Source organism: Bacillus sp. BS3(2021) (assembly GCF_021043345.1).
GTDB lineage: Bacteria > Bacillota > Bacilli > Bacillales > Bacillaceae > Bacillus > Bacillus paralicheniformis.
In genome coordinates, this window is sequence record NZ_JAJNDM010000005.1 from 135,081 (window position 1) to 151,807 (window position 16,727).

14 protein-coding genes are annotated in these 16,727 nt (G+C 48.9%); 8 read left to right on the forward strand and 6 right to left on the reverse strand.

The genetic code is table 11. From position 1 onward, the window contains the following. Nucleotides 1-161 precede the first annotated feature (161 nt). A complete protein-coding gene (locus tag LQ247_RS12750; RefSeq protein WP_231006130.1) occupies nucleotides 162-1,247 on the forward strand; it encodes a CotH kinase family protein in 1,086 nt (361 codons plus the stop codon). Between the two features lie 162 nt (nucleotides 1,248-1,409). After that, nucleotides 1,410-1,592, forward strand: coding sequence for an aspartyl-phosphate phosphatase Spo0E family protein (locus LQ247_RS12755; RefSeq protein ID WP_020450876.1), 183 nt, complete (start codon nucleotides 1,410-1,412; stop codon nucleotides 1,590-1,592). An 82-nt stretch (nucleotides 1,593-1,674) separates the two neighbouring features. Here LQ247_RS12755 and LQ247_RS12760 read toward each other — a convergent pair whose 3' ends face one another. Beyond that, nucleotides 1,675-1,968, reverse strand: coding sequence for a DUF3784 domain-containing protein (locus LQ247_RS12760; RefSeq protein WP_224066914.1), 294 nt, complete (start codon nucleotides 1,966-1,968; stop codon nucleotides 1,675-1,677). Nucleotides 1,969-2,153: 185 nt separating this feature from the next. Between LQ247_RS12760 and LQ247_RS12765 the strand changes: the two genes are divergently transcribed. The 6 genes from LQ247_RS12765 to LQ247_RS12790 are packed head-to-tail and all read left to right on the forward strand — an operon-like array spanning nucleotide 2,154 to nucleotide 4,099. Continuing rightward, nucleotides 2,154-2,375, forward strand: a complete 222-nt coding sequence (locus tag LQ247_RS12765; RefSeq protein ID WP_020450874.1) for a spore germination protein — start codon at nucleotides 2,154-2,156, stop codon at nucleotides 2,373-2,375. Nucleotides 2,376-2,387: 12 nt separating this feature from the next. Next, nucleotides 2,388-2,633: a spore germination protein GerPB gene (locus LQ247_RS12770; protein WP_224066913.1), complete on the forward strand. Its 246-nt coding sequence runs from the start codon at nucleotides 2,388-2,390 to the stop codon at nucleotides 2,631-2,633. Nucleotides 2,634-2,651: 18 nt separating this feature from the next. Continuing rightward, entirely contained in the window at nucleotides 2,652-3,266 is a 615-nt protein-coding gene (locus LQ247_RS12775) for a spore germination protein GerPC (RefSeq protein ID WP_145929678.1), read from the forward strand. Next, nucleotides 3,263-3,445, forward strand: coding sequence for a spore gernimation protein GerPD (locus tag LQ247_RS12780; RefSeq protein ID WP_105979078.1), 183 nt, complete (start codon nucleotides 3,263-3,265; stop codon nucleotides 3,443-3,445). Before LQ247_RS12775 ends, LQ247_RS12780 begins: the two co-directional genes overlap by 4 nt. Then, a complete protein-coding gene (locus LQ247_RS12785) occupies nucleotides 3,442-3,825 on the forward strand; it encodes a spore germination protein GerPE (RefSeq protein WP_105979079.1) in 384 nt (127 codons plus the stop codon). Before LQ247_RS12780 ends, LQ247_RS12785 begins: the two co-directional genes overlap by 4 nt. Nucleotides 3,826-3,880: 55 nt before the next feature. Next, complete coding sequence (locus LQ247_RS12790; RefSeq protein ID WP_016885923.1) at nucleotides 3,881-4,099, forward strand: spore germination protein; 219 nt, start codon at nucleotides 3,881-3,883, stop codon at nucleotides 4,097-4,099. A 44-nt stretch (nucleotides 4,100-4,143) separates the two neighbouring features. Here the strand turns inward: LQ247_RS12790 and sbcC are convergent, their stop codons facing one another. The 5 genes from sbcC to modB form a co-directional block, all read right to left on the reverse strand. After that, nucleotides 4,144-7,536, reverse strand: coding sequence for an exonuclease subunit SbcC (gene sbcC / locus LQ247_RS12795; protein WP_231006131.1), 3,393 nt, complete (start codon nucleotides 7,534-7,536; stop codon nucleotides 4,144-4,146). Beyond that, nucleotides 7,533-8,714 (reverse strand): exonuclease subunit SbcD, encoded by a 1,182-nt coding sequence (gene sbcD / locus LQ247_RS12800; protein WP_231006132.1) that lies wholly within the window; start codon nucleotides 8,712-8,714, stop codon nucleotides 7,533-7,535. Before sbcD ends, sbcC begins: the two co-directional genes overlap by 4 nt. Nucleotides 8,715-8,779: 65 nt before the next feature. Further along, nucleotides 8,780-12,472: a helicase-exonuclease AddAB subunit AddA gene (gene addA, locus LQ247_RS12805; RefSeq protein WP_231006133.1), complete on the reverse strand. Its 3,693-nt coding sequence runs from the start codon at nucleotides 12,470-12,472 to the stop codon at nucleotides 8,780-8,782. After that, nucleotides 12,459-15,959: a helicase-exonuclease AddAB subunit AddB gene (gene addB, locus LQ247_RS12810; RefSeq protein WP_020450869.1), complete on the reverse strand. Its 3,501-nt coding sequence runs from the start codon at nucleotides 15,957-15,959 to the stop codon at nucleotides 12,459-12,461. Before addB ends, addA begins: the two co-directional genes overlap by 14 nt. A gap of 109 nt (nucleotides 15,960-16,068) precedes the next feature. Continuing rightward, the gene (gene modB, locus LQ247_RS12815; RefSeq protein WP_025811698.1) at nucleotides 16,069-16,725 is read right to left on the reverse strand and encodes a molybdate ABC transporter permease subunit; all 657 of its coding nucleotides are present in this window, start codon (nucleotides 16,723-16,725) and stop codon (nucleotides 16,069-16,071) included. Nucleotides 16,726-16,727 lie beyond the last annotated feature (2 nt).

A 16,727-nucleotide genomic window follows, 5' to 3' on the forward strand; every position in this document is an offset into this window, starting at 1 on the left:
TAACCTCCTGTTCTTCCTTTTTTATGTCCTGATTTATCATACGCACCGTAAAGACAAGTGTACTGAGGCAAATGACTGTTTTTGTTCAAACTTAGGCGGTCCGCTTCCGGGACTGGCTGTTTTCACATATGATATGTCAGCTGAAAAAGGAGGAAATGATGATGAGTGCCACTGCCTTGCCGGCCTTCAGGCTGCACATTCATCCGAAGCATCTGCTTGAGTTGAAAAAAGACGTCTGGAGTGATGAAGCCGTTCCGGGCATGCTCTTGACCGGTTCAGCAAAGACGCCTGTCGCAGTGTCATACAGAGGGGCCCATACCCGCAAACTGACAAAGAAGTCCTATTTCATTCAATATCCGGACAGAAAAGAAAAGGCTGAAGAAGCTGCGTTTCATTTGAACGCCGAATATCACGACCCGTCTTTCATCAGAAACAGGCTATCCTTTCATTTTTTTGAACAAATCGGCGTTCTTGCGCCGGCAGCATCGCACGTTTTCCTTTATATCAACGAAAAAAAAGAAGGCATCTATTTAAAAATCGAATCTGTTGACGATCATTTCTTAAAGAGGAGAAATTTAGAAAGGGGGGCCATTTATTATGCCGTTGATGACGATGCTAATTTTTCTCTGCTGAGCTCCTTCGATAAAAAGGCTAAGCAAAATCTCATGCAGGGATATGAAAGAAAAACGGGGTCAAGCCGCCACGATGATTACCTCCAGGAATTTATCTACTTTATTAATACCACCAAAGACGACATATTTGAAAAGGAAATCAAACGCTATCTCGATGTCAAACAATATTTGCTATGGCTCATCGGCGCCGTCTGCACCCAAAACTTCGACGGCTTCGTCCATAACTATGCGCTTTATTTAAACGATCGCACAAAAACGTTTCAAATTATTCCATGGGATTATGACGCGACATGGGGACGGAATATTCACGGGGAAGAAATGGAACATAACAGGATTCCGGCGAAAGGCTATAATACACTGTCTGCGAGACTGCTCGACATCCCGGCTTTTCAGTCCCAATACTTCAATTTAATGAAAAACGTCTTGCACCGCCAATTTACAATCAGCCGGCTTTCGCGGTTTGCGGGAGACTGGCATGAGACAATCGCGCCTTTTCTTGAATATGATCCTTATACAACCGTCACATACAGCCGACTCGAAGATGAGCAAAAACAAATTTTCCATTTTATCGAACAGAGGAAGCGGTTTCTGCTTTTCGAGCTTTCCCGATTATAAACGGGCGCTCTCCTTCAAAAAAAATGTCACATTTTTTGTCATATTGGCGAAAAAAATCCCTTTAACACAAAATAAGGTATACTAGCAATATCAAGGAACATCATTGCTGAATACCTGAAATCACCGACTCAAAATACAAATCGAAAGTTGGAGACTGCCATGATGAACAATAAAATTGAAGCAAAAAGACTGGCCTTATTTGAAGCTGCCGAAAAATTCGGCATCAACTCCAAAGAGGCCATTCAATGCAGTCAGGAATTGGACAACTTGCTGAACCAACGAATGCAAAAGGATGAGAACTGCGTGATACATGCGGAAGAAAGAAAAGGCCGCCATACGTCATGACCTCCGACTGCAAGCTGCGCCTGATGCCCGGCCTTCCCTCTCCTCCGTTTCCACATCCAATGATTTCAGGTCGCAGCTTTGGCTATTCGGCCAGTGTTTTTTGAACATAAATCACCGTGCACACACCGTAGGCAAGAATGACCGAAGGTGTAAAGGACTCTTGATACGGAATATAAACAAACCCGTTCAAGAATAACAAAAATCCGCTGTTCAAAAAGAAATACCCTGCGATTTTGGCCAGCTTATCCTGATCCCTTACCCTTTCCCGGCGAAATCCCCGCAATATCCAAGTTTGTTTTTTTATTCCAACTGCATAGGCTGCTGAAAAGAACAGCAGGGCTGTAGCGATTGACACCAAATTCCATTGAAAATACATGTCTCCTACCCCTTCCCTTATCGCACCGTTTTTTTATTCATACGTTTTCCCCTCTGATGAGTTTCACCCGCATGTGATTAGCACTCACGAAAAAACCTCTTTTTTTATCACAAAAGCGCCTAAGCAACATAGGATATGGTGTATAGCCCATAAAAAACGTTTGATTATTTAAAGGGTGTGCCATCATGCCAGCTATTGTCGGAGCTTTTAAAGTAAATGCCGTCGGTACGAGCGGCGTTGTTCATGTCGGAGACTGCATCACGATTTCTCCTTATGCAGAAGTTAAAACATTCGCAGGCGCCGGCAGTTTCAATACCGGAGACGGACTAAGCGTATATAACCAGAACAGCATCACCAACACATATGACAACGATATGATTGATCAGCCGATCGCAGGCAACCTGTAAGGAGGTGGGGGCATGAATTTTTATATCAACCAATCGATTCAAATCAACTATTTAAGAGTCGAAGGCATCAGCAACTCTTCCGTCTTGCAGATCGGGAGCGCGGGCTCCATTAAAACACTTTCCAACCTTTATAATACAGGGAGCTACACGGAAGCAGCCCCGCCTGTCGCCGGCGGCGAAGTTTTCCAAGATGCTTTTGAGGAGGGGCCGTCATCGACTTTCGTTCCTCTCATAGCTCCATCTGTTACAACAGGCTAAACGGGGGTGTGATCACTTATGAAGCAAAACAATCCCTCATATTCTCAAAACTGGTACAGCTATGTGCAGCAGCAGGCTGCTCTGATTGAAAATCTCGAAAGGCGAATGGCCGTATTACAGGCAGAATTGAACAACCTGAAAGAAAATCCCGGCACAAGGATTGACCGGATTGAATACAAATTTGACCAGCTGAAGATCGAGCGTCTTGAAGGAACGCTCAACATCGGGCTTAATCCGACAGATCCTGACCAGGTGGAAAACTTTGAAATCAGCCAGCAGCCGCCGGGTATCGGAATGCTGCAGCAGGAACTCGACGGCCAGCTGATGCAGCAAACGAGACAGCTCGTCGATGCCTACTTAAACGAAGAAACCCCTCGTTTGCTGGAACAGCTGGAAGACCGGTATGACAGTAAACTGGACGATACAAACCGCCACCATATCATCGAAGACATCAGAAAGCAAATCGACAGCCGCATCCGCTATTACGTCAAACATGTGCAGCCTGACGAAAACATCCAGCCCCGCGAGCATGCAGAACGGCTGGCCGATTATGTGAAACGTGATATCGCACGGGCAATCGAACACTTTCTCAAATCGATTCCTGACGAAATGAAAGGAAATGAAAACACATGAATTTTACCGTTGTGAACCGCTGTTTGGATGTAGGTAATATTAACATTACCGGGGTTTCAAGCTCATCTGTTTTTTTAATCGGAGATACAGAATGCATTTCCCTGTCATCAATTTTTGATACACCGCCTGAATCTCTCATTGTCGGGCCGTTTGTCCCGCTGGCGCCGGAATCAAGATGATCAGAACGTCAAAAGTAAAGTTTTTGAAAGTTCATTCAGTAGGGATCACCAGCACGCTGCAAATCGGGGATGTCGAAGAGATTATTCCTAAAGTGAAAATTCTCGCTGTTCAGCGCTACCTTTCACTTTTTTTCGGAAATGAAGGCTCATTTAATCAGGAAGATTTCCCTCTCTTTCAGCAGCCGATACCACATTTATTACCGGAAACCGGCGTCTCATCAGCTTTTTTCCATGAGGTTCCCGTCATTCGAGTCAGAGCTGTAAAAATTGCCGGGGTATCTTCTTCTTCAGTTTTTCAGGTTGGTTCGACGCGCCGCATGATTTCCGAGGCGAGAGTCAAACATATCAGAAAGCTTCCTCCTGCAAGGAACTCACAATAACCGCCCGGCCGACATATACTGGTTCAGAGACTTCTATAAAGGATGTCGATCAATCATGCCAGCCATTGTCGGACCCATTAAAATCAATGAAATCTCAGGAGGAGTAGTGAATTTCGGCGATTCTTTTTATCTATCTCCAAAAAGCTCTTCAAAGTCTGCACTCGGTTCTGGTGCTGGTAATACTGGAGATTTCCTTATCGTCAACAATGGTATAAACGCGACAAATTATATAGACCCGGATGTAAGCGACCAGAATGTTGTCGGAAATGCATAAAGCAGCCTCTTCCACTAGAAGAAGGCTGCTTTTTGGTTACCAGGTTAAATCATTTCAAGCGATACAGCTGTGCCTTTGCCGCTCGGTTCAGCCGGATGGACAATCAGCTTCTTCGGCAGCCTGGCCCGAAGTTCCTGAACGTGGCTGATCACACCGACCGACAGATTGTCAGACTGAAGCTTCTCCAATGCGGTCACGACCGTATCCAGCAAATCCTGATCAAGCGTGCCAAACCCTTCGTCCAAAAAGAAGAATTGGAGCGGATACTCTCCGCGAAGCTGGATCTGTGCCGAAAGTGCAAGCGCAAGCGCCAGTGAAGTCAGAAACGTCTCCCCGCCTGACAGACTCGTAACAGGGCGCTTGACTCCGCCGTTGGCATCGTCCCTCATCACAAAGCCGCCTTCTGAGTCGACTTCAATCGCATACCTCTGTCTTGTCAGTTCGCCGAGTCTTGCAGATGCGTCTCTTGTGACGCTTTCAAGCTGCTCTTCTGCCAAGTATTCAACAAAGCTGTTTCCTTTAAAGACGGCTTGGAGTTTATCAAGACGGTCGATGTATGTCTGCCATTCAGCCAATGATGCTTCAAGTTCCTTAAACCTTTTATGGTTCTCGCGGATGACGGCGAGAGCTTTGCCGGCCGCGCCCCTTTCTTCCAAGGCTTTGCTGAATGCCTCCTCAGCTTTGTCCTTCGTGACGGCGGCTTTTTCCCAACTCTCCTCAGAAACCGATCTCCCATCAAGCTTTTCCGTAATCCGCTTGATATTGGACTCGCACTGTTTTGTCTGATCCCAATGCATTTGAATGTCTTCTTTCAGCCGGGCAAGATCATCGCGGTCTAAAATGCTCGCTTTCACTTCAGAGGCCTTTTCAAACGGTGTACCTCCGGATTTTTCCTGCCAGATGTCCGACGCTTTCGCAAGCCTTGCTTCCGCTTCACGCAAAGCGAGCTCACACCCTTTTGTCTGTCCTCTTAAACGGCTGACTTCGGATTCGGTCTCTTTGAGCCGTCCGTAAAGCGTCTGTTCCTGCTCATGCAGCTTGGCCAATTGCGTTTTCACGTCTTGAAGCTTTTTGTCGATCGCAGCTGTATCGGGATAGCCCATCAGCTCTTTTTGATAATCGTTTATTTCTTTATTAAGGCTTTCGACTGCATAGCGGAGGTCGAGCTTTTCTTTATCAAGCGCAAACAAGCGCTCAGTGAGCTTCTCTTTTTGCTGTTCATGTTTTGTGAGAAAGCCGACGCTCGTTTCGATACGCTTTTCGAATTCCTCTGCGGCCAGATCTTTTTCTTCAATCGTTTTTTGCCATTTTTCAGCCTGTTCATAAGAGAGGCCGTCGAATTGTTCGCCGAAGCTTTTTCGGCGTTCATTTAACTGGTCATTTAATTCGCGGACGCGGTTTTGAAGCCTGTTACGCTCCTTTTCTTCATGGCTGAGTCGCTCGCTGATTTGGTCGCGATTCTTGCAGAGCTCTTTATATGTGTGAAGGAGCTTGGACATCCTGCTTTTTGTCTCTGCGAGATCCTGTCTGATTCCTTTCCATTCAAAGCTGATGCGGTTGTACCGTTCGGGAATGGTGCCTTCTTCTATCGATGCAGCGGTTTCAGGCAGTTCATGTTTGCTCTTGACTAAAAACGGGCATTCGCTCACCAGGTGGTCGGATTGCTGTTCGAGTGCCACTTTAGCCGAGAGAAACTCCTGAGCCAGCGCACCGGCTTCAGCGATGATGGCTTCCGTTTTCTCCAGTTCGGAATCCGCCTCTTTAAAGGACAGGCTTTCTATGCCGACGCGGGCGGGCATTTCATGATGTACAGATCCGCAGACCGGACAAGGCTCTCCGTCTTTGAGCTGCTTTGCCAGTTCGATTGCCAGCTGATCACGGTTTGCCTGTTCCCGTTTTGCCGCAATCTCTTCTTTTTTTTGAGATGCCACACGGATGGTCTCAGAGAGCGATCTGTCTGTTTCGCAAACGAGCGCGTACGCTCGTTCGACAGCGGCAAACAATGCCTCGATGCGTTCGGTTTCAGCTTTTACCTTTTGATCCACCGCTTGCTGTTCTTGCTGGAGCTCTTTAATCAGTGTCTCCTGCTGACCAAGCCGTTCCTTTTCTAAAGCGGCATCGTTGTTAAGCTGTTGAATGTGAAAAGCAAGCTGATTGGCATTTCGGCAGTTTTTACGCTCTTCGCTAGATACCTGGACAGATTTCAGCTCCGCTTTCAGTTGATTCTGCTTGGCTGTCCCGCGTTCAAGCAGACTTTTCACCTTGGCCAGCTCGTCTGCCGCATGCTTGATTTCCTCTTCTTTCAAACGCTGTTCGCGCTGCTTCTTCTCGGCCTCGGCCTGTGCGGCTAGCCGCTTGTTTTCAATTTCCTTCAAAGCGGTGAGCTGTTCTTCTTGCTTGAGAAGCTCCGGTTCCTTTTCATTTTTAAGACGCCTGAAATCCTCGTACTCGCGCTCTGTTTTTTTATGAAGCTCTTCATATTGTTCTAATTGTTCCCGCGCTTGTTTTTCTTCCCGGTGTGCGCGTTCGGCATCTTCCCGCGCTGCCAGCAAGGCGTCTGCATAAGGCTTGAGCGTATTTGCCGTTTCGGCGAGGTGCAGGCGGCTTTCTTTTTCCCGAATCTGTTCCTGTTTCTTTAAAAGCTCCGCCTCTTTTTTCAGATAGCTTTCTTTTTCCTGCTGCAGGTTCCAAATCTCCTGATACTCCGCAAAGCGCTGCGCTTCTGCGTCTCGTTCGCGCTTCTTGCTTTGCAAAAGGCTTTCAGCTTCTTCGAGATGCTGTTCCGCCTGTTTCAGCGCCTCTTCCCCCGCATCGCCCAATCCAGCCTGCTCGGCAAGCATCTCATTTTTTCTGGCCTGCGCTGTTTGCGCCTGTTTCTTCAGTTTTTTGACGAGCCTGTCCCCGTATTGTTCGAGGTTGAACAGGCGCTGAAGCATCTGCCGCCGCTCCGCTCCTTTTAAGGAAAGAAATTCGGCGAATTTCCCTTGCGGCAGAACGACTGCCCTTGTAAAATCGTCGATCGTCAAGCCCAACAGCTCTTCGATTTTCCGGTTCACTTCATTCGCTTTATCGGCTAGAACGATTTGTTCCTCTTTCATTTCAATGAAGCGGCAGATCGATGTTTTGACCTTGACGGCATCTGTCCGCTTAAAGACCCGTTCCACTTTATAAGCCGTCTCATGGCCTGTCTGCAGCTTAAACGTAAACGATACGGCAAGCTCATCTTCGGCATGATTCAAAATACCGTGCGTATTATTGGCGGCCCGCTCCACCTTCCCGTACAAAGCGAGAGTCATCGCGTCAAGAATCGACGACTTGCCGCTTCCGGTCGGCCCGAAGATACCGAATACACCGGCATCGCACAGGCGCTCAAAATCGATCACCTGCTCCTGCCTGAAACTGTGCAGCCCCTTAATAGACAGAGAAATCGGCTTCATGTTTCATCACCCTCTTCCTGTTCCGATCCTGCGGCGAGCTCCAGAAACAGTTTGACGGTTTCCTCATCGGGAACCGCTCCACCGGTTTGTCTTTCATAAAACGCTATAAACCGTTCTTCAATCGGAACGTTTCTGGACCGGATCTTCTCTTCATCCGAGGCGGCTTCCTCAAAAACCGGACGAATATGGATGATGCCTTGATGCGCTTTTCTCAAACGGTGAATTTCTTCAATCGACAGCTGGTCTGTCAGATGGATTTCAAGGTCGATCCACGCGTTTTTGTCCCGCTCTTCCTCCAGCCAGCTGTATACTTGGGACATCCCTTTTTCCGCCTTCCATTTAACGAGCGGTTTTCCACTCGTCAAATGGACCTCTTCCCATGATGCCGTTTGACCGGGTGCGGCTTCGACAATGGTGACCGATTTTGCGTATCCCGCTTCAGAGAAGCTGTAAGCAAGCGGTGAACCTGAATATCTGGCAAGCGTGCGGGCCCGTTTGATCGTCTGCGGGCGATGAAGATGCCCGAGCGCCACATAGGCGGCGGTTTCCGGCAGGCTTTCCGCAGCCACCGTATATGCGCCTCCGACTTCGATCGGCCGCTCAGAATCCGTCTGGCTGCCGCCCGCCACATAAATATGGCTTGCCGCAATCTGCACCGCATCCTTTCTCGCCTTGCCGCACATACGCTGGAAGGTCTGCTTGATTTTCTCATCATACTGGTCGCGCAGCAGTTTTTCGTCAAATGTTTCCGACAGCACTTCATTCAGTCTGGACTCGGAAGGATAGGCGAGCGCTGCGACTGACAGGATCTCCCCACTAGAAGCGACTTCTATATCAACTGGCTCAGTCTTCGGGTACCCGATCAAGTGGATGCCATGGTCTGTCGTTAACGGAGAGGCCGCGGAAAGGCGGTCCGGATTATCATGGTTGCCGGCAATCACGACGACCGGACGGTTTCCTTTGTCAGACAAGGCGGAGAGGCTTTCATAAAAAAGCTGTTCAGCCAGTGCAGGCGGATTCACTGTGTCAAATGCGTCTCCGGCCATGATAACGGCGTCGATCTTTTCATCTTTTACGATCCTTGTGAGCTCTTCAAGAAAGTCCGCCTGTTCTTTCAGGCGGCTTCTCCCTTCAAGCGTTTTTCCTAAATGCCAGTCCGCTGTATGTAAAATTCGCATGTGTGCCTCACCTCTCTTTTCATTAAAGCTCCCCCCGAAATCGTCAGGGGGACGCCGGTTACATATTAAAATAAGAGCACATGTCCTCCGTCAAAAAAGTACAGTGCACGCCCTTTGAGCGGCATTTTAATCATCGTTTCAACGGCTCGTGCATAAAGCTGAATTTGTGTTTCGTAACGCTTCCTTAAAATCGGTTCGGCCCCTTCGAATCCGTTTCGGTACTTTCCGTGTATCCGGTCGGTTTTGTAATCAAGAAGGTAAAAACCGTCCTCCGTCTCGAATAAACAATCGATAATTCCCTGTATCAATACAGGTTCGTCGGCTGACTCAAGATCAGGATAAACCTCTTTGGCGGACAGCGTCATGTTAAAGGGAACTTCCCGTTCGACGCGGCGGGCGCCGAGAAGCTTTTGTCCGATTTCCGTATCAAAGAATGCGAGAATATCGTCTTCCTCAATCGCTGCCCGCTGGTCTTCTGTTAATAGCTCTTTCTCAACAAGCCTGTCTAGGAGGCGGCTGAGCTCATTCATTTCAAGCGCACGGGTCAGCGGAATATGCTGCATGACGGTGTGCATCGCCGTTCCCCGTTCGGCCGCGGTCAGGCCTTTTGCCATCATAAAGGACGGCCGTTTAAACAGGAGAGCATCCTTAGTTGGGCGAATCAGCGAGCGGTCGCCGTACTCATCCTCATACTCCTTCTGCCTTTTCATTTCTGAGACAGACTGTTTTGTTCGGACTTTGGCGGCGTCTTTGTATGGATATGACCATGTCAGCCTTTCTCTGACTTGTTGCTCATACTCAAACGAACCATCGATCGGAAGCCCCATTTGAATTTGGGAGAGCCGGCCGTGTCTTTCTTCACCGGCCTGATCAATATCTTCTGCTTGAAGATCCGCGGCCGACAGCCAGCTGATCTGAAAGCGCGCCGGATGTTCACGGATCTCATCAATCACCAGCGGCGCGCCGGATTCATCCATATCTCTGTGTCTCATCAAAGCAGGTCCGATGAAATCCAGGTAAGATTTCGCCTGAAACCGTTCATAATCCGGAAGCAGCCACTCAGACCCCGCCGCTTGTGACCGCCAGTCGGCAAGCAGCTTTTCTTTATCCTTAGCCGTCCCGACCAGGTACAGCTTTTCCTTGGCCCGGGTAAGAGCGACATACAAGACGCGCAGCTCCTCTGATAAAAGCTCGCGGCGGAGCTTTTTCTTCATCGCGATCAGCGGCAGCGTCGGATAGCTGATCCGCCACTTCGGATGAATAAACTTCGTTCCGAAACCGAGTTCTTTATCCAGCAGATAAGACTTGTTCAAGTCCATCATATTAAAATTCCGTCCGAGACCGGCGGTAAATACGACAGGAAATTCAAGCCCTTTGCTTGAGTGGATCGTCATCAGCCGAACAACGTCTTCCTGTTCGCTCAGAGCTCTTGCCGTTCCGAGATCATCACCCCGCTCCTGCATCCGCTCAATAAACCTTAAAAAGCGGAACAAACCGCGGAACGATGTCGCTTCATAGGATCTTGCCCTGTCGTAAAGCGCGCGCAAATTGGCCTGTCGCTGTTTTCCGCCCGGCATTCCGCCGACATAATCCAAATACTTCGTATCCCGGTAGATTTCCCAGATCAGCTCTGCCACAGAGTGGTTTTTCGCATACGCTCTCCACTTTTTGAGCAGGGAGTCAAAGCGGCGAAGCTTTTCGCTGAGCCTTTCATCGTCGTCTGCTGCAGCAAGGTATGCTTTCATCGCTTCGTAAAACGGCGCTTTTTTATCCTTGATTCTGATCAAGGAAAGCTCATTTTCGTCAAGACCTACAACAGGCGATCTGAGAACGGACGCAAGCGGGATGTCCTGATAAGCATTATCGATGATTTTTAATAAAGACAGTGTGACCGATACTTCTGTCGCTTCAAAATAACCCGTTGAGAGGCTCGCGTATACCGGGATCCCCTGCTGTTTAAACTCGTCCATAATTTGCGGCGCCCAAGGCATCGACCGCAAAAGCACCACGATATCACGGTACTGGATGTTCCGTGACGCTTTCGCTTTGGCATCATATACTTGAAATTTTTCTGTTATCAGCCTGCGGATTTGTCCGGCCATCGCTCTTGCTTCAAGCTGGACCGCCTCAAGCTCTTCAGCCTCTTCATCCTGCGCGCCGCTCTGGTTTTCGATGAGCAGAAGCTCCGTTTTTGTCGCTTCGTTCGACGGATAAGACGCGCCAAGCTTCAATTCGGCTTGTTCGTCATATTCGACTTCCCCGACCTTTTCTCCCATGAGCTGCTTGAATAAAAAGTTCGTGCTGTCCAAAATATCTGAACGGCTTCTGAAGTTTTTATTTAAATCGATTTTTTGACCGGAACCCGAGCCATCGTCTGTAAAGCGTTTATATTTCGAAAGGAACAAAAGCGGTTCTGCCAGGCGGAACCGGTAAATCGACTGCTTGACATCGCCCACCATAAACAGGTTCCCCTCATGCTCCTCTTTGGCGACGAGCTTTAAAATCGCTTCCTGGACCAAGTTCGTATCCTGATATTCATCAACAAGCACTTCATGGAACTGATGGCGGTAAAACTTCGCCGCTTCGCTCGGCACGGCTTCGCCGGCTTGGTTTTTCCCGGATAAAATCGCAAGGCAGTCGTGTTCAAGGTCTGAGAAATCGACGATCGCTTTTTCCTTTTTCGCGTCCGCAAACCGCTTGCCATACTCCAACACGAGCTGGACGAGCGTCTGAATGACCGGCTTCATTTCCCTCAAGCTCTCAAGGTGCTGCTCGGGAGTTCGCGTAAAATAATCGCTTTTCAGCTTTTCAAGTTGCTTTTTCGCGCTGTTGCGGAGATCTGCGGCCTCATCAACCAATCGAGGATCGTACGCATCTCCTTTGCACGGCTTCAATCTTTGAAACGAAACGGCCGGTACAAGCTCGTACAGAGCCGAAAAATCATTCTGCTGCTGAATCAGCCTGTCAATCTGCGCTAAATCATCGAGGAAATTTTCGGCGCGCGGCGCAGGCCCCCCTGGCTGCTTTGTCAAATCAAGCGCACGCGTCAGCTTTTGCCGCATCCCCTCCAGAACAAGTGCGATGTCTTCTTTAATGTAAGAATAAAACGGCAGAGCCTCAACTTTCGTATCTGAAGCCGCGTCATACAGATCAACAAATGTGTGAAGCCAGCCTTCCGGATCGGGATGCGAACGGGAAAACTCGTAGACCCGCTTGACGAGATGCTGCAAATCGAGGTCATGACGGTCTGTCGTATATCTGTCCACAAGTTCAAAAAAGGCCGGATCTTGCTTTTTGTATTCTTCTTCAAACAGCTCGTCCAGCACCTCATCGCCAAGCAGCTCGCCTTCCGTCTGATCGGCGATCCGGAAAGCCGGATCAACATCGATCAAATAATAGTATTTGCGGATGACTTGAAGACAGAATGAGTGCAATGTTGATATGCTCGCTTTGTTTAATAAAGCAAGCTGTCTGCGCAAATGAAGCGATCCCGGATTTTCGGCAAGCTCTTTTTCGAGCGCTTCGCCGATCCTGTGCTTCATTTCAGCCGCAGATGCATTCGTAAAGGTGACGACAAGCAGCCTGTCGACATCTACGGGATGTTCCTGATCCGTTATTTTCCTAATGATCCGCTCAACCAGCACGGCCGTTTTTCCGGAGCCGGCCGCTGCCGCAACTAAAATGTCCCGGCCGGATGAGACGATCGCCTTCCATTGGTCATCAGTCCAATTGCTGCCCTTCGGTTTAGAAATCTCCATCTGTCTCATCCTCCTTTTTCAGCCGCTCCAAAATCACGTTGTCTTTTTCGGGTTTTAATATCCGGTATTCGTTTTCCTCAAGCGATTCGTCAAACTGGCAGAATGACCGGTACGAACAATATGTGCACGGTGTCCGGTCTTTTAGCTTGTAAGGCTCGATCGACACTTTACCGTCTGTGATCTCCTCACCGGCCTTCTGAAATGTCCGGCGGATATGGCGCCTTAATACATGAAAATCCTCTTCTGCAATAACGTCAGAATCCGAACGGAGCGAGCCGTCTTTTTTTAAGCCTGCGCTGATCATGTTCGACCTGCCTTGTTCCAGCGTGGTATCCATCAGCTTGACCGCTTCCTGGTCTCCCAAGAGCAGCCCTTTCATCTTGAACTTTTTGAAAATCTCTTTTTCTATTTCATCAAGGCCGAGCGGCACCGAAGCCTGGATCATCGGATCGTGCACATGAAAATAAAGCACGCCTGCAGGGGATGCCTCCATGCCGAGCCAATCGGTTGAATGTGTGATCGACAAATCGAGATATGTCAGCATTTGCAGGGCGAGGCCGTAATACACCTCGGCCAAATCGAGGCCTTTATCGCTTGATTTATAGTCGACAATCCTAAGCAGCAGCCCTTTTGAGCTCTCCGCTTTATCCACTCTGTCGATCCGGCCGACAAGCTCCATTGTGCAGCCGTTCTTCAAGGTAAAACGCATTGGAGGAAGCGGACCTTTCCCCCCGAATCCGAGCTCAATGCCGACGGGGGCAAACCCGCTTGCTTTTGCATGCTCGCTTAAAATGCCCGATACCCTGGCAATGATTTTTTGCAGCTTCTGCTTCACGTAATGATGACGGTTCGAACTGAGCAAAATCTCTTTTTGCAGCTTTGGCGCGAGCCGTTCAACTGCATCGCTTGACAAAGTCTCGCATTGGGCTTTCGTTAAGTCGCGCCAATCCAGTTTAAGCTCGTGAAGCCGATCTGAAATCAGCTTCAGCGCCGAGTGGAACAGCTGACCGATATCCGGAGCTTCAAGCTTGAAAAATTGACGTTCCTTCAGCTTTAAACCGTGCGAAGCAAAATGGGAAAACGGACAGGCTTTGAACGTCTCCATCCGCGACACGCTTCCCTGAATGTGCTCCCCATATAAATCGCGGCTCACATGCCGGTTCAAGTTTTCGACCTTGTTTCTGAAAAACAGGCTGGACAGGATATTTTGAGAAAAGATGCGGTCAGGCTCATTCATTAAAAAGTTGTATGTACTCCACCATACATCGCTGATCGCATACTGCCTCGTCCAAATGCCGAGCTGTCCTGCCAAATGGCTCAAGGCGGCGCCTTTATTCACGAGAAATTCAAGCTGGGCTTCGTCGTCCAGCTGCTCGGGTTCATGAATCAGCATCTTCTCTTCGCCGTCCGGGAACAGCTCATTCAGCCGTTTCACTACTGTTGAAGGAAGCAGCGTCTTCCCTTCCGAATCTGCGATCGGATAGGAGACATAGAGCTTTTCAGACGGGCTGGAAAGCGTCATGTAGATCAGAAAATTCTCATCCAAGAGCTGCTCTCGACCCGTCGCAGCCAGCTGTGCGCCGTTTCGTTTCAGCCACTCCCGGTCATCGTCTGAAAGCACGCCGTCGTCCGCAGGCCTCGCCGGAAGTATACCGTCGTTTACACCGATGAGAAATGTGCATTTCGTGCCGTACATCCTTGAAAGGTCCATATTGCCGATAAACACTTGATCAAGAGCGGGCGGAATCAGCGCGAATTTCAAAGACTCCAAGCCGGTTTCAATCATTTGCTGAAATAAAGCAAACGATATCCGCTCTGTGCCCATCATTTCAACAAACTCGTCCAACAGTTGAATAACGGCATCCCATACTTGCTCATGCTGGCGCGACTCTGCAATCCTACCGCTTTCTTCGGCCAGCCGCCTTTCCTGTTCAAGCTTCATCGGAACATCGGCTTCTTCAAGATAAAGGTAAACGGCTTCGGCCATTTCCCTGACGGTTTCAGCTTTTTTCAAGCGCTTCTGCAGCCTGTGGATCGGTGGAACGATCCAGCCCTTTAGTTCATTGAGCATATTTTCCGTTTCAATCTCTTTGTCTGTCTTGGCAAAATCCTCATCCAGTGAAGCGTACCTTCTGTAAACAAACGGATCTTTGCTTGTCCATCTGTCTCCTTTAATGCCATACGCAATACAGTAGTTTTCAAGCTGGTCAATCTGTTCGCGCAGCCGTTCCTTCGGCTGTCCTTCCGGGAATAAAAGTTCCGTTTTGACACAGCGGAACACCGCTTCATACCGCCAGTTTCCTTTAATGATATCAAGCGTCGAACGGATCAGCTCAATGAGCGGATGATTTTGCATCGATTCCTTGCCGTCTATGAAAAAAGGAAGTTCACAGTCTTTAAAAACTTCTTTTATCGTATCTTTATAATCTTCAACATTGCGGGCAATAACGGCGATATCCCTAAGCCTGAAGCGGCCCTGGCGAATTAAAGAATGAATCTCGCGCGCAATTCCTTCAATCTCGGTTCTTCTGTTCGACGCCTGCATGATGCGGAGCGATTCCGTCCGTCCGCGATACGGTTTTGCAGGACGCTCGTCAAAATAGCGTTCAAGGTGCCGGAGCTCCGAATGTTGCTGGTGCCGTTTCGTTTCTTCCAGCCGCACTTCTGACGGATCAAGGCCAAGTTCCTTCGCCTTCTGGTAAAGGTCATAGTACGCCTTCCCGGTCATTCTGAACAGATGGAGCTCATTCGGGCTGTTGGCCGTAAACGGCTGATCCGCCGTCAGCGAAAAAGTGATCTCCTCCGCATGTACCATCAGCTGTTCCAGCACGTTCATCTCCTGTGGCGTAAATTGGTGAAATCCGTCCACGTAAACGGCAGCGTTTCTAATCTCATCCGCATACGGAATCTGCTCGGCCAAAAGCGTCAAATAATCCTCAGATTGAACATATTGATTCTCCAGATTTTCCTCAAGCTTGCTGTATAAAATATATAAGTCGTGCAATTTATCGGAAAGAATCCGTTCATCTTCGTATTCCGATTTGCCCGTCCCCTCTATCATGTCCCGGATGCTTTCAGGCTGCAGACAATGCCGTTTAAATTCGGTCAGCATCCGTTCCACCTGCTCCGTAAATCCGCTTTTATCGCTTGCGTTTTGATAGACTTTAAACTCGCCCTTATGCTCTTCAATCAGTCTCCGCAGCAGCATCTGAATGCCCGTCCCCGTCAAAAACGGCCGATTCATGCCTCCGGTATGCTGGAGCACTCGCCAGGCAAGCCTTGAAAAACTGTACACTTGGGCGCGGATAGTTCCGCCCAAATCGGGTGTTTTGCTAAGCTCGTATTCCATTAAAAACGTCATTTGATCCGGGACTAGAAAAATGATCGGTTTTCCGAGCGGTTCATCGCGAAGTTTTTCTCTGATTTCATTCAGGATAAAGGTCGTTTTCCCACTCCCGGATCTGCCTGATAAAAATACTGCTCCCACTAAGCTCGTCTCCTTTCTGTTTCTTACTCTTTATTCTATCGAAACATCTGCAAAATAACCATTCTCCAAAACTGGGAAAAAACCGTATGGGCACTTGCACCCCATACGGCTATTTTTGCTTGAACTGCACAAAAAACAGCATCAAAAACGAGATGATCGCGATAGAGGCGACCCACATCCATGCCAGCGTCATATTTCCCGAATCGATCGCCAAGTATATCGCCGTAGGCACCGTCTGCGTCACCCCCGGGATGATACCCGCAAACATCAGCGTTGCGCCAAACTCGCCAAGCGCCCTCGCAAAGCTGAGCACAATCCCCGTCATGATTCCATTTGATGCGAGGGGAACGGTGACAAAGAGGAACACCCTCCACTCGCTTGCTCCATCAACCCTCGCGGCATCCTCGATATCGCGGTCGACACCCGAAAATCCTGATTTTGCTGACTGATACATTAACGGGAACGCGACAACCGCAGCGGCGATCACGGCTGCCCACCAGGTAAAAATAACCGGTGCTTGAAATACGTTTTCTATCAAGCGTCCGATCACGCTCTGCCTTCCGAAGATCACGATTAAAAAGAATCCGACAACGGTCGGCGGCAGAACGAGCGGCAGCATCATTACCGTCTCGATAACGGACTTGCCTTTAAAGTTTCTGTTCGCTAGGAGCCTCGCCGCAGCAGTTCCAAGCAAAACTGCGATGATGCCCGCTGCGACTGATACTTGAATTGAAATTTCAATCGGGGAAAAGAATTCCTCAAGCATAA